Source organism: Dielma fastidiosa, from assembly GCF_000313565.1.
In the GTDB taxonomy this organism is placed as follows: Bacteria; Bacillota_I; Bacilli_A; order Erysipelotrichales; family Erysipelotrichaceae; genus Dielma; species Dielma fastidiosa.
This window is the reverse complement of record NZ_HE578929.1, coordinates 90,675-104,069: the sequence shown is the minus strand read 5'-3', so window position 1 is coordinate 104,069 and position 13,395 is coordinate 90,675. Positions and strand designations below refer to the sequence as shown.

Sequence of the window (13,395 nt, the reverse complement as noted above, 5' to 3'; positions counted from 1 at the left end):
TGTATCTATTTAACAACCAAAGCCGCTTTTTGTCAACCGTAAAACTCGATGATACGCATTTTATATGTGATCCTTAGAAAATGATATCCGTCTAAATATTACAGCACAAAACGTCCATTCTCAAAAATCAGCGTTTCATTGCCGTCTTGATCAAGACCGCGGATACACATCGTTTCATCACCAAACATAAAATCTACATGCTTGATTGAATCGTTGACGCCCACCTCAGCCATCTTTTCGGGACTCATCTCACAGCCGCCCTCAACCGAAAGCGGATAAGCCGCTCCCAGTGCCAGATGACATGACGCATTTTCATCAAATAATGTATTATAGAACAGAATACCGCTTTGTGAGATCGGTGACTCATGTTCAACAAGAGCAACTTCACCAAGATAACAGCTGCCTTCATCGGCTTCTAAGATCCGTTTTAAAGCATCAGCTTCTTTTTCAGCGCAGAAATCGATGACCTTGCCGTCTTTAAATTCAAACCAGAAATTTTCAATCAGACTGCCGCTGTGATCCAATGGTTTAGTAGCCACTACCTTACCATTAACCTGCCATTTCATCGGTGCTGTAAAGATTTCCTCGGTCGGCATATTAGCATTAAAGAAAACACCCTTCTGTGACTTCTCACCGCCGCCTGACCAAATATGACCTTCCGGCAGTCCCACATAAAGATTCGTTCCTTTTTCATTTTTAAAATGCAGTGCCTTAAAAGCCTTCTGATTCAGCTTATCACAGCGCTCACTCAGCAAGCGGTCATGTTCATCCCAAGCCGCCATCGCATCATTTTCCTCATCGATATAAACAGCCTTAAGAATCGCATCCCAAAGCTTATCTTCCGCTTCCTTTTCATCCAGTTCAGGGAAAACTGCCTTAGCCCAGGCCGGATTACTGTCGGCAAACACACACCACTCATTTTGATCGCTGCGCGTCGCGTCATAAAAAGGTTTGAGCGCACGATCCAACACTTCATTTGCAAGATTCACCTTTTGGCTGTCCACACCCTTCAGATATTTAGGCGTCGGTGATGCGATACTCGCCACGGCCGCTCCCTCTTTGATTGGTTCAAGACGGGCATCGATAAACCATGAATGCGGTTTGCTTAAGCGTTCCTCACTTTGATATTCTAAATCATAACGCTTAATTAAATCATCCTTCCAGTTAATATAAACCTCACAGGCACCTGCCTCATACGCTTTTTTGCAAAGCTGGCGCACCAGCTCATAAGAAGTGACAGGCGCATTAACAATCAGCGGCTGATCAGGCTGAAGATTAACACCCTTTTTGATAATTAATTCCGCGTACTTATCTAAACATTTTTTCATGTCAAACTCCTATTTACCAAACGACATCGGCAGCATCGCCGCGCCAACCAAGCCCGGTTCATCAAGCATGGCTTCCGCGAAAATTACATCCTGCATGCCGATATGCACCATTGGTTTATAGTATTGAATCATTTTATCCCAGAATACATCCTTAGACTTCATGCAGCCGCCGCCGACAACAAAGATATGCGGATCAACTACATGCGCAATCGATGAAAACATCTGCGCCAAATCATAAGCCATGTCATCAACAATCTTTAAAGCCTTTTCATCGCCTTCACGCGCCATATCAAAGACCATGCCCGCATGCTTGATATGATCGCCGAATACCGCCTTTCCCTTGCGGGTAATAGCCGTACCGCTGGCTTCATTCTCAACAGCTCCGACATTCAGATAATTTACCTTTTCACGATTGCGGTCAATAATAATGTTGGCAATCTCACCGGCATAACCATTCTTACCGGATACAAGACGATTATTAAATGAGAAGGCACCGCCGATACCCGTTGAAATCGTCACATAGTAACAAAGCGGATAGCCCTTGCCGGCACCGTGAAAGCTCTCGGCAAGACATGCCACATTCACATCATTATCGGCAAAAACCGGAATATTGAAGTGCTTTCTGATTGTCTCAGCCATCGGATAGCCTTCAAAGCCCGGCAGATTAGTCGCCAGCATCATCACACCATTATCCGTATCAACCGGTCCCGGCACACCCATGCCGATGCCGCTGATTGTATCCAGCTCACCGATTTCCTCAATCATGCGGATAATCTTATCCAAAACATGTTCAACACCCTGCTCAATTTCTGTGGCTTCCTTGATTACCTTTACGATCTGACCTTGCTCGCTGACCCGTGCGACACGAACATTGGTACCCCCAAGATCTACGCCAATATAGTATTTCATGATACTTCCTCCTGTTTTCTTTTATTATATCAAGACTTAGGCTGCCTGAACAGCTTAAAAAAGTTCAATAAAATAAGAAGTGGTAAATCCCTCATGCGGTTTGAGATTCATCGTTCCCTCACGCTGATCAAAGCTGCAATTCACTTCTTCAAAATCGCCATGCCCATACCATGGTTCAATGCAGATAAACGGTGCATCCCGTTTAGCAGTCCAGAAAGCCAAGAAAGGATAACCCAAACAGCCGACACGCACTTTATGCTTAGGGCCCACCAGTTCTACATACGGACTCTTGATATCCTTATAAACCAAAGTCGCATACTCCTCAAACAATTCATAATTTAAGGCTATTTCTTTAAAGCTGCGGTCGATAATCTCATGCCGGCCATGAAACGCCAGCTGCTTAGGCTGTTCATCCTGCGGGAAAACAAGCTTGTAATCGCTGAATTTTTCACCTGGCAGCAGCGGACAGTTAAATCCTGGATGCAGACCGAAGCTGAAAGGCATCACATCCTCAGAATCATTTGTAATATGATAAACCACATCCAGACGCTTGCCGTTTAGACGATAATGAATCTGAAAAGTGAAATGAAATGGATACTGCTTTAAGGTATCCTCATTTTCATGCAGTTCCATCACAATCTCATCTGCTGTATGCTTCACACATTTTAAATCCGCATAACGCACAAGCCCGTGATTTTTCATCGCATAACGCTGACCCTGCCATTCATAATCTTTTGTCCATGTATTAGATACCATAGGAAACAGCGATGGATTCTTACCGCTCCAAAAAGCGGCATCTCCCTGCCACATATACTCAAGCTGATGAGTCAGATCATAAAAGCTCTGAATCTCACCGCCATGCTCAACAACCTCTAACCGAACCTTTTCATTTTCAATAATCATATCAGATCCTCCTTGATCAATCCAAAATGACGGCATGCTTTATATAAACCGTCCTTACCAATTTCATCCGCTACATAATCAGCCGCCGCCTTCGCTTCCTCACAGCCATTGCCCATCGCTACACCGATGCCTGAACGCTTCAGCATTTCCACATCATTATAGCCATCGCCAAAAGCGATCACCTCATGCATGGAATATCCCCAGCGTTTAATGATTTCCTCAATTGCGGTGGCTTTATTGACACCCTTTGCCGTTATTTCATAAAGTGCCTGATGATCAACAATATTACTTGCATTTAAAGTCTTTTTCAGCTGGTTCATCGTCTCATCATCGGCATAAAGCAGCATATTTGTCACACCTTCGCCATCATAGGGCTTTACCGTCGGCACCATCAGATAGAGCTGAAAATAAATATCGCTTAATTCAGTTGGAAAAGGACGGTTGAAATAATCCACCGCATAATTCGCATAACGCATATACAGCTGTTTCTCATTGCATACCTTAATGATTTTTTCCATATCTGAAGCATCAATGGTCTTCTCCATGACCACCTCATGATCGATTTCCATGACAGCACCGCCGTCATAAATAACGGCATCCCATGGAAAGCTTCTGAAAAATGAAGGTGTATGCTGCATCTCCTGCCGACAGCGGCTGGTGGCAATCACAATTCGATACCCATTTTCTTTCAAACGGTATAAAGCACTTTGCGTTGAATGCGGAAAATCATGCAGCCTATGCTCATAAATTGTTCCGTCGATATCAAAAAAACAAACCTTTATTTTATTTTCCATATGTTCTACCAAAAAAAGACAGCGTCGGCTGTCTTATTTCTGTTTAAGCCCTCTTGCGTAAGTTTGAACAACCTGATAAGCGTCATCCAGAACCACGATATCAGCATCATAACCGCTGCAAAGCTTACCCTTGCGGTTATCCAGCTTCAAAGCACGCGCCGGATTGATCGTACAAGAATTTAAAGCTGCATCAAACGGAACCATTGCTTCTTCCACAAGGATACGCAGACCTTCATTAACCCGTAATGTTGAACCGGCAAGACCCTTGGTCGAAGTTAAATGCGCGCTGCCGTCTGGATAGATTTCAATTTCATTGCCGCCGAATAAGAACTTAGAACCGATCGGACAGCCTTTTGCCATCAATGAGTCAGTGATCATGATTGTATAATCACGGCCTTTAGCAGCATATAAGTTATTTAATGAATTTACATTTGAATGACAGCCATCACAGATCACTTCACCAAATACATCACGGAAACGCATTGCCGCGCCTACTAAGCCCGGATTGCGGTGATGGAACGGTGTCATACCGTTAAAGATATGAGTCATGCTGTTAGCACCGTTAGCCACTGCCATCAATGCCTCTTCATAAGTAGCCGCTGAATGACCGATGCTTACTAATACGCCATTTTCAGATGCATAACGAGTTAAAGCAAAATCCTCATCCTTTTCACAAGCCATTGTAATGACCTTGATCAAGCCCTTGGCATGTTCCTGATAATGCTTAAATTCTTCTACAGTCGGTGCCAGTATGTACTGCTCCGGCTGAGCGCCTTTATAAACCATATCCAGATAAGGGCCCTCAAAATGAATACCTAAGATTTCCGCGCCTTCATAGCCTTCTTCGACAACCTTCGCAACATTTTCAACCGCTTTAGTTAAAACCTCCTTGCTTTGGGTAATCGTAGTTGGACAAATACCAGTAACACCCTCATGGGTAATATTCTTCATCCAATTGCGCAGACCCTCTGGGTTCGCATCATTGGTATCAAATTTATAAGCACCATGTGTATGAATATCAATGAAACCCGGCACAATGCGTTCATTGCCATAATCCTCGCACTCTGCTTTAGCTCCATAATTATGAATTGCCTTAATTTTACCTTCTTCAATTTCAATCTGAGCTGGGATAAACTGGCCGCTGATCCAAACTCGCTTACTTTGTAGTATCATAAGTAACCTCCTTGTATTGATGGTTTTATTATACTCCACCCCCCTGCTTTTTTAAACTCTAACGACTGTTTTTTTTAGAAAAAAGCAAGTAACTGATAGGTTTACGCAAGAATCCTAAAATCACTGGATAAATTTATGAAAAAGAGAAAACCATTCGCAAAAGAAAAACGGCATAAGCCGTTTATAAGTAAACATTAAATAAATTGCAACGCTGACATATGCCGCACTTAAAGAATTTAGATGAAACACGTATTACATTCCCTGCTTCAGATGCTTCTTCGTCTTGCGGTCTTGAGGTTTGACATGACGCTTGCCGCCATGGATCAAATCACTGCGGTATGGAATTAAGCATTTAGGAGTATTGCCGACCAGATCAAGCCGCCCCGCTGTTTTCAGCGCCTTGTAGACAAGCTGATAATTCTGCGGATAGGTAAACTGCATCAATGCCCGCTGCATTGCCTTTTCTTCATAGGTTCTGGCCACATAAACCGGCTGCATCGTCTGTGGATCAAGGCCGGTATAATACATACATGTTGCCCGGGTTCCCGGTGTCGGATAAAAATCCTGCACCTGCTGCGGGGTATAATGAATCTTTTTTAAATATTGCGCCAGTTCAATGGCGGCATTAAGATCACTGCCCGGATGCGAGCTCATCAGATAAGGAACCAAAAATTGACGCTTATTGTATTTCTTATTAATTTCATGATATTTATCGACAAATTTAAGATAGAGCTCCTTATGCGGCTTCCCCATCTTATCGAGTACCTTCGGTGAAATATGCTCCGGCGCAACCTTAAGCTGACCAGAAATATGATATTGCACCAATTCTTCAAAGAATGTATCATCCTTGTCATACATCAGATAATCATAACGGATACCGGAGCGGATAAAAACCTTTTTCACTTTCGGCAAGGCTCTTAAGCTGCGAAGAATATCAACATAATCACTATGATCAACCACTAGATTCGGACACTTTGGACTCAGACATTCACGATGCACACAGGCACCATATTTTAGCTGTTTGTCACAGGCGGTTCTTGAAAAGTTCGCGGTAGGGCCGCCGATATCATGGATATACCCCTTAAAATTCGGCATTTCAGTGATACTTTTCGCCTCCGCAAGCAAGCTCTCCTTACTGCGTGTTGATATTACCCGGCCTTGATGATGGGTAATCGCGCAGAAGGCACATGAACCAAAACAGCCGCGGTTGCTGACAAGTGAAAACTGCACCTCTTCAATAGCGGGGATATAGTGATATTTAGGATGAAACGTCCGCTCATAAGGCAGTGAATAGGTAAAATCCATTTCCTGCTGGGTTAATGGTAGCGGCGGTTTATTCTGTACTACATACCAGCCGTCATAGGGTTCAATCAATACATGAGCGGCAATCGCATCAATGTTCTCATGCTGAATCTGGAAGCTTTTCGCATACATGACCTTATCATTTTTAACTTCCTCAAAGGATGGCAGCACAATGGCATCAGGAATCAGAGAAATATCCTTTGTTTTATAGACACAGCCGCGTATAAAACAGCAATCTTCGGCTCTTAAGCCGCTGTTTAATGCTTCCGCAACCTCAATGATCGTATTTTCTCCCATGCCATACATCAATAGATCGGCTTGGGAATCAATTAAAATTGAACGGCGCACCTTGTCATCCCAATAATCATAATGAGCCAGCCGGCGCAACGAAGCTTCAATACCGCCTACTAAAACTGGGCTCTGGGGAAACAGCCGTTTCAAAATCTGCGTATAAACAATCGTTGGCCGATCCGGACGCCGTCCCATTACACCATCATCACTGTAGTTGTCTTTGTCACGCCGGCGCTTATTGACTGAATAATGATTCACCATCGAATCAATGTTGCCCGCTGAGACAAGAAAACCCAAACGCGGCGTACCAAACTGTAAAAATTCTTCATCATGATGCCAGTCAGGCTGAGCTAAAATAGCACAGCTGTAACCATAGGCCTGCAAAGTCCGGGTAATGATCGCGCAGCCAAATGAAGGATGATCTACATAAGCATCACCGCATACATAAACAAAATCTACTTGTTCAAAACCCTGTTCCAGCATTTCTTCACGATTCGTCGGCAAAAAAGTCATAATTTCACTTCTCCTTAATTCATTTAATTATTGTATCATAGAAACACCCTTGATTCATAGATTTGATTTTTGCTTCGTAAAATCATAGAAATAATCTCTTAATGACGCACCCTTGGCATGCAGTTCCTCCACGTAGAAATCATCTTTAATGACACCCTTATCTAAAATCAAACAGCGATCCAATACATTTTCAATTTCATCCAGATCATGAGTTGCAACCAAAACAATCTCATTTCCCTCTAAGCTGTTAATTAACATTTGAACGGCAATTCCCTTAGATACTACATCAAGATTCGTAAAAGGTTCATCCATTATGATCAGCTGTGCCCGCTGAGAAAGACCGGCGGCTATTTCAACCTTCAGCTGCTGACCGCGGCTCATGCGTTCAATTTTCTTATCCATTTCAAGATCAAATAAGCTGCACCGCTGCTGATAAGTGTCAAAATCAAAACACGGGTAATAATCAAGCAGATAGCAGCCATATTGATACGGTGTAAAATAAGGGATAAAGGAATATTCCTCACTGATATAGGCTACCTTTTCATAATGCTTAGCAACTTCCCATTCATCTAGATCCGCCGAGCCTTCATGCTGAATCAGATTCAGAATCGCTTTAATCAACGTCGTTTTTCCGGCACCGTTTAAGCCAAGGATACCGACGATTTCCCCGGCTTTCATGGTGATTTGATCACAGGATAAAAGCACTGCCGAGCGCCGTTTCACCTTCAATTCATTTAATTTCAGCATACCGTCACCTCCATTCACAATGCGCAAAAGTCATACCTTTATTATTAAAGGTCTGGCCTTCAATCACACCTTCATAAATCTTTTCATAACCATCATACACTTCAATTTGAATTGAATCCTGATTATTCCTTAACAGATAAACACAGCCATTTTTATAAGCAAAAAAATTATTCCAGTTTTCCTTTGCATAAGCGCCAAGTTCATAGGTATACAAGGTCTGAGTTGGCAGATCAAAGGATTGAACAGTCTGCAATTCATCAAACTGATTATAATAACTCAACAAAAGCTGGTTTTCCGTCCATTGTGTGACAACTGTATCCGTCAGCGCCTGATAAGCATAGCTATTGATTAAAGTACCCTGCACATCATATTCATCTATACGATCTTCACAAATCAGCAAGATTCGATCAGGAGTTGTTACTAAACTAAGCACTTGCTTCTCGCGATTATCCCAGGAGGCAAGAATCGTCGGCTGATCAAAACGGCCAACCGGTGATTGATAGAGATGATTTTCACCAGTCATTCCCTTTGTATTTGATAAGCTCCAGTAACGGGTTTGATTGATCGTGGCATGAATGATGCTGATATCATCCTGCAAAGTGTTTATGACACCGGCAAATTCAGGACTGACACTGCAATCTTCAAATGTTTCAGGGATTGCTTGTCCCGCTTTAATATCCGCAATACAAACAAATTGCTTTTCAGGAATCGGTACTGTCAGATCAATCGCGATCTCCTTAAAAAGCTGACCCTTTATGATTTTGGGATAAGCATAGATCCGCTGTGTATTGGCCGCCGCTTCATCCAGCCTGATTTTAAAATTCACACTCAGAACTTTGCTGGTTGTGAAATCTTCAAAACCGCTGATTGAATAAGGATGCACGATGTTGGAATAAGGGTAAAAAGGATTTTGTTTATAGAATGCTTCTTGTTGATTCATCGGCTTGCTGATTTTGAGTTCACCCGCCGTCACCTGCCAGGCAGTGCTTTCTAAATTGGCAAACTCCTGTGTAAAACTGAAATTCAGCTGGCTGCGGATTGCATCATTTGGCAGCACATCTTTCAGAATTAAATCAGTCTGTGGATTTACTGAATACAAGTTCAGAAAATAAAACAAGCCGCTGACAACAATCAGAACAAAGAGGCATAGTTTAAGTTTTTTCATATCAGACACCCGCCTTATTATGCATATATAAATCATAGGAGGAACGAAGCATAACGGTCGCTAATGCCAGATTCGGTACAAAAATATAAAACTTCTCATCAATAAAGTTTAAATAGATAAAACCCGTAGCAATGATTAAGACGATAGCTAAGCGCGGCAGCAGTGAAAATGATCGGCCGTCCCCGCACAGGATTAACAGAATAAAACCGGCAAGCTCTAAAAAGCTCAGATAAACAAAGAAGGTTGTAAAGCCATTGGCAAACAGCATCTGCATTAAAGCTGATTCATAAACACTCGCAAGCATTAAATTCATGGCTTGTGCGTCATAGAAATGCTTCAGTGCAATCAGCCAGAAAGCTCCCTGAATAACCGCAAGCGCTAAAAAAGTAAAGAATATTGTAAATAGTTCGGAAAAATAGAGTGCGGCTCTTGACTGCGGCAGAATCATTAAACGCCGCTGCAAGGGTCGATATAAATAATAGCGCTGCAGATACATTACATGAATCAGAATAATCGCGATAAAAGCGCCCAGAAAAACAAAATCTAAATGCTTAGCTGTAAACCAAGCGCCCATACCGGTAAACTCATTGGATTTTGTCTGAAAAATGCATTGTGCGTTAATAAGTGCCATTACAGCATAAACAATCAGACATGGCCCCAGTGTCGCATCAAAACGATAAGCCCATGTTTTTATAAAATTTTTCATTTTATACCCCCTCTCATCAAAGAATTATGAGTGCCAATGCTCATTCAGCATAGCAATCAGGGTTTCCCGATCAATACCTGTCTCAAGACATTGAATCACAAAATCATGAAGCATCTGATCCACCAACTCACGGCGGATTTTTTCAATCAGTGCGTCATTAACGATGATTACGCTCTTCACATTGGCAATTGTTTTCAGATAGCCCTCCTCTTCCATTATCCGATATGCTTTCTGAACAGTATTGGGGTTAATTGAAAGCTGGGCAGCTACTTCACGGCGGCTGGGCAGTTCTTGATAATTCGTGCATTCCCCCCTAAGTATCTTGCGTTTTATATGCAGACAGAGCTGCTGATAAACCGGCAGATCATGGTTCAATCGGATATCAATGAATGGATTCAAGCGATCATCTCCTCTAAGTGTATTATACCCTTAATACACTTTTGTGTAAAGCTAAAGCAGCATGGATTGCTGCTTCGTGTTTATTTATTACTGATACGGGTGACGGTACGCGAGGCAATCACATTGACACCGCTTTGACAGATATTTTTCACAAGGATGTCATTGACATGAACCGGCGCCTTCACCCGCAGGCGGTTCAGCACCTGCATCGCTTCCATTAGCTTGCCTTTAGGAATCGGGCCATCCGTAACTACCGGCAGCCTTGTCAGTTCAGCCCTTTCAAGCAGCACTGTTGTTGTCAGTGTCCGCTTAGGATTTGTCAGCTCCTCATGCGCGTATTTAATACCCCGCGGGCAATTATTGCCGCTGACGCTTAATTTTAATGTCGCATCATCAATATCCAGCTGCAGCTGACAGCCCATCGGACATACGATACAAGTCATTTCTTTTTTCATTCGCATTCCCTCATTTCAAAGCTCAGACTGGTTAATCCTTTCAGCTCCTTAGCACTGAGTCTGACGGTTTCCATTTCCGCCGGCAGCACGATTCGCTTGCGGATTCGCCGTAATTCCTCGCCATTCTTAACAATAACTAATTCACAATTTTTCATCGGCCGCCGTACCCGGAAAGTAAATTCAACTTCCTGATTAATATTTTCCACACGCAGACATTGCGGAACTAACGCAGTGATATTATTTAAAGCGATGCAATCCACCGCCGCGCCCTCATGCAGCTGATTTTTCAGATAACGAGCCACAAAACGTCCGCACTGTTCCGCTTCACGGCTGACAAAATCTACCAGATCATGCACATGCAAAGCGTTGCCGCAGACAAAGAAGCCGGGCAGATTTGTTTCATAGCTCTCATTAACACGTGCGCTCTTTGTAGCCGGATCTTGAATGATCGGCAAATCGTCGAATAAACGCAGTTCGGGAATAAGCCCGACTGACAGCAGCAGACAGTCACATTCAACTTCCCACTCACTGCCGGCAATCGGTTTCAGATTTTCATCTACCTTTGCCAGCACAATCTTTTCAAGCCGGTTCCGCCCAATCGTTTTAATGACTGTCGTACTCAGATACAATGGAATATTAAAGTCCTCTAGACATTGGACAATATTTCTTTTTAAGCCATTGGAATAAGGCATTATTTCCGCCACGCCATGGACAGCCGCCCCTTCTAAGGTCATACGCCGCGCCATGATCAGGCCAATATCGCCGCTGCCTAAAATAAATACATCTTTACCAGGCAGGTAGCCGTCAAGATTCAAATAATGCTGGGCAGTGCCGGCACTCATGATGCCGCAGCAGCGATCACCTGGAATAGAGATTGAACCGCGTGAGCGTTCTCGGCAGCCCGAAGCCATGACGACCGCTTTTGCCTGAAGCTTTATATACCCTTCTTTTTTACTTAAAATCATGGCGGTTTTTGTTTCATCCAAGGATAAAACCGTCGCCTGAGAATAAACAGTAATACTGATTCGCTTTAAAAGATCAATGTATCGCTGGGCATACTGCGGCCCGGTCAGTTCAGCTTTAAAAACCTGAAGTCCAAAACCGTTATGAATGCACTGATTCAATACACCGCCAAGCGTATTGTCACGCTCGACAATTACAACATCATGAATCCCCTGCTGATAAAGCGATAACGCACACGCCAGCGCCGCTGAGCCGCCGCCGACAATCAGACAATCACAAGTTTTCATCAGCGTTCCCCCTTTGTCATTTTATATAAGATATGTGAACCCTTTTGATTATAGTCAACCTCCTCCATCGGTATCTTTAATGTTTCCGACAGCAGTCTTACAACCAATGGTTCACAAAAGCCGCCCTGACAATCCCCCATGCCCGGACGAACCCGTTTCTTAACACCAACCACACTGCGGGCACCGCAGCTGCGTTTAATACAATCAATAATTTCCTGAGCTGATACTTGTTCACAGCGGCATATGATTTCACCATAACGCGGATTATGAGCAATGTACTGCTTCTTCTCTTCTTCACTGCATTCTGACAGCACGACATTTTTCTGACGATGCTTCAATATTGAACGCGGCTGTAAATCAAATGCCGGCAGCACAAACTCCTTCATCACCTTTTCTGCGATCGCCGGCGCACTCGCTAAGCCTGGTGAATCAATACCCGCCACATCAATAAAATGCGGACAGCTTTCTTCAATAATAAAATCATCCTCTGCCGTTGTCGGCCGATTGCCGCTGAAACTGTGAATGATTTCAGAGGCCGGCACCTCATCCAGCATCTCACTTATTTTTTCCAGCACCTCAGCCAAGCCCATCGAGGTAGTGGCAACATCATCACAATCATCATGTACCGCTGCGTTAGGACCTAACAGGACATTGCCGTGAACCGTCGGCACCGCCAGCACCCCCTTGCCTTTGGCCGTCGGCACCGGATAAAGCACATGCTTTATCAGCTCATGACAGCGTTTGCTTAAGACAAAATATTCACCCTTTTTAGGATTGATTTTAAAGTGTGCCTGCCCATTCACCATCGCACTGATACGATCTGCATACAAGCCGGCGCAGTTGATTACCATCCGTGTTTTAATTTTTTGTGTTGCTGACTCTACCTCATAGCCATCAGCAAGCTTGGTGATAGCTTTAACCTCTTCATTCAGCAATAACCGCGTTCCATTGCCCATCGCTGTTTCCATCGCCGCAATAGCAATCTTCCAAGGTGTGACAATCGCTGTTGATTCACAAAATAAGGCCTGAACGACCCGCTTTGACAAATGACTCTCCAACGCTCTTGCTTCATCCCCATCAATCAATGAAACAACGATGCCCCTTTGATCCGCACGCGCCTTTAATTCAGCCAATGCGGCGCATTGTTCATCATTCATTGCCACAACTAAACTGCCGACCTGTTTATAGTCAACCTTTAATTCCCTGCATAAAGTTGGATAAAGCTGCGCGCCCCGTAAATTCATCGCCGCTTTTAATGTATTATCACGCGGATCATAGCCGGCATGAATGATGGCGCTGTTAGCCATACTCGTACTGTTAGCCACATCATTTTCCTTCTCAATCAAGGTTACATTACAATTATATCTCGAACAGGCATAAGCAATCAGGGTTCCGATAACGCCGCCGCCAATAATGACAATATCTTCCATAAGTCCTCCATAACCGAAAAAGCACCGATA

General features: G+C 43.5%; 13 protein-coding genes. All 13 read right to left on the bottom strand.

Features of this window, described 5'->3' with window-relative positions; genetic code table 11:
* Positions 1-98: 98 nt before the first annotated feature.
* The 13 genes from DAHG_RS14040 to DAHG_RS13980 all read right to left on the bottom strand — a co-directional run bounded on the left by DAHG_RS14040 (position 99) and on the right by DAHG_RS13980 (position 13,365).
* Positions 99-1,328 carry an aminopeptidase gene (locus DAHG_RS14040; RefSeq protein WP_022938983.1) on the bottom strand — a complete coding sequence of 410 codons (1,230 nt, stop codon included), beginning with the start codon at positions 1,326-1,328 and terminating at the stop codon, positions 99-101.
* 9 nt (positions 1,329-1,337) lie between these two features.
* Positions 1,338-2,237 (bottom strand): ROK family protein, encoded by a 900-nt coding sequence (locus DAHG_RS14035; protein ID WP_022938982.1) that lies wholly within the window; start codon positions 2,235-2,237, stop codon positions 1,338-1,340.
* A gap of 54 nt (positions 2,238-2,291) precedes the next feature.
* Positions 2,292-3,140 carry an aldose 1-epimerase family protein gene (locus DAHG_RS14030; protein ID WP_022938981.1) on the bottom strand — a complete coding sequence of 283 codons (849 nt, stop codon included), beginning with the start codon at positions 3,138-3,140 and terminating at the stop codon, positions 2,292-2,294.
* Positions 3,137-3,934 carry a Cof-type HAD-IIB family hydrolase gene (locus DAHG_RS14025; protein ID WP_022938980.1) on the bottom strand — a complete coding sequence of 266 codons (798 nt, stop codon included), beginning with the start codon at positions 3,932-3,934 and terminating at the stop codon, positions 3,137-3,139. The genes DAHG_RS14030 and DAHG_RS14025 overlap by 4 nt, the downstream gene beginning before the upstream one ends.
* A gap of 33 nt (positions 3,935-3,967) precedes the next feature.
* Positions 3,968-5,107, bottom strand: a complete 1,140-nt coding sequence (nagA, locus tag DAHG_RS14020) for an N-acetylglucosamine-6-phosphate deacetylase (RefSeq protein WP_022938979.1) — start codon at positions 5,105-5,107, stop codon at positions 3,968-3,970.
* Positions 5,108-5,359: 252 nt separating this feature from the next.
* Positions 5,360-7,213, bottom strand: coding sequence for a YgiQ family radical SAM protein (locus DAHG_RS19760; protein ID WP_022938978.1), 1,854 nt, complete (start codon positions 7,211-7,213; stop codon positions 5,360-5,362).
* Between the two features lie 54 nt (positions 7,214-7,267).
* Entirely contained in the window at positions 7,268-7,960 is a 693-nt protein-coding gene (locus DAHG_RS19755; RefSeq protein WP_022938977.1) for an ATP-binding cassette domain-containing protein, read from the bottom strand.
* A 4-nt stretch (positions 7,961-7,964) separates the two neighbouring features.
* On the bottom strand, positions 7,965-9,125 hold the full coding sequence (locus DAHG_RS14005) for a hypothetical protein (RefSeq protein ID WP_022938976.1): 1,161 nt from the start codon (positions 9,123-9,125) through the stop codon (positions 7,965-7,967).
* 1 nt (position 9,126) lies between these two features.
* Entirely contained in the window at positions 9,127-9,831 is a 705-nt protein-coding gene (locus DAHG_RS14000; protein ID WP_022938975.1) for a hypothetical protein, read from the bottom strand.
* 24 nt (positions 9,832-9,855) lie between these two features.
* Positions 9,856-10,230, bottom strand: coding sequence for a GntR family transcriptional regulator (locus DAHG_RS13995; protein ID WP_022938974.1), 375 nt, complete (start codon positions 10,228-10,230; stop codon positions 9,856-9,858).
* An 80-nt stretch (positions 10,231-10,310) separates the two neighbouring features.
* Positions 10,311-10,685, bottom strand: coding sequence for a DUF1667 domain-containing protein (locus DAHG_RS13990; protein ID WP_022938973.1), 375 nt, complete (start codon positions 10,683-10,685; stop codon positions 10,311-10,313).
* Positions 10,682-11,935, bottom strand: a complete 1,254-nt coding sequence (locus DAHG_RS13985) for an NAD(P)/FAD-dependent oxidoreductase (RefSeq protein ID WP_022938972.1) — start codon at positions 11,933-11,935, stop codon at positions 10,682-10,684. The genes DAHG_RS13990 and DAHG_RS13985 overlap by 4 nt, the downstream gene beginning before the upstream one ends.
* Positions 11,935-13,365 (bottom strand): NAD(P)/FAD-dependent oxidoreductase, encoded by a 1,431-nt coding sequence (locus tag DAHG_RS13980; protein ID WP_022938971.1) that lies wholly within the window; start codon positions 13,363-13,365, stop codon positions 11,935-11,937. Before DAHG_RS13980 ends, DAHG_RS13985 begins: the two co-directional genes overlap by 1 nt.
* Positions 13,366-13,395: the final 30 nt, after the last annotated feature.

Excerpts from the sequence above, each read along its gene's own strand:
- DAHG_RS14000 (WP_022938975.1), bottom strand. The coding sequence starts at position 9,831 with ATGAAAAATTTTATAAAAACATGGGCTTATCGTTTTGATGCGACACTG.
- DAHG_RS19755 (WP_022938977.1), bottom strand. The coding sequence starts at position 7,960 with ATGCTGAAATTAAATGAATTGAAGGTGAAACGGCGCTCGGCAGTGCTT.
- DAHG_RS14035 (WP_022938982.1), bottom strand. The coding sequence starts at position 2,237 with ATGAAATACTATATTGGCGTAGATCTTGGGGGTACCAATGTTCGTGTC.
- DAHG_RS13980 (WP_022938971.1), bottom strand. The coding sequence starts at position 13,365 with ATGGAAGATATTGTCATTATTGGCGGCGGCGTTATCGGAACCCTGATT.
- DAHG_RS13985 (WP_022938972.1), bottom strand. The coding sequence starts at position 11,935 with ATGAAAACTTGTGATTGTCTGATTGTCGGCGGCGGCTCAGCGGCGCTG.
- DAHG_RS14030 (WP_022938981.1), bottom strand. The coding sequence starts at position 3,140 with ATGATTATTGAAAATGAAAAGGTTCGGTTAGAGGTTGTTGAGCATGGC.
- DAHG_RS14005 (WP_022938976.1), bottom strand. The coding sequence starts at position 9,125 with ATGAAAAAACTTAAACTATGCCTCTTTGTTCTGATTGTTGTCAGCGGC.
- DAHG_RS13990 (WP_022938973.1), bottom strand. The coding sequence starts at position 10,685 with ATGAAAAAAGAAATGACTTGTATCGTATGTCCGATGGGCTGTCAGCTG.
- nagA (WP_022938979.1), bottom strand. The coding sequence starts at position 5,107 with ATGATACTACAAAGTAAGCGAGTTTGGATCAGCGGCCAGTTTATCCCA.
- DAHG_RS14040 (WP_022938983.1), bottom strand. The coding sequence starts at position 1,328 with ATGAAAAAATGTTTAGATAAGTACGCGGAATTAATTATCAAAAAGGGT.
- DAHG_RS19760 (WP_022938978.1), bottom strand. The coding sequence starts at position 7,213 with ATGACTTTTTTGCCGACGAATCGTGAAGAAATGCTGGAACAGGGTTTT.
- DAHG_RS14025 (WP_022938980.1), bottom strand. The coding sequence starts at position 3,934 with ATGGAAAATAAAATAAAGGTTTGTTTTTTTGATATCGACGGAACAATT.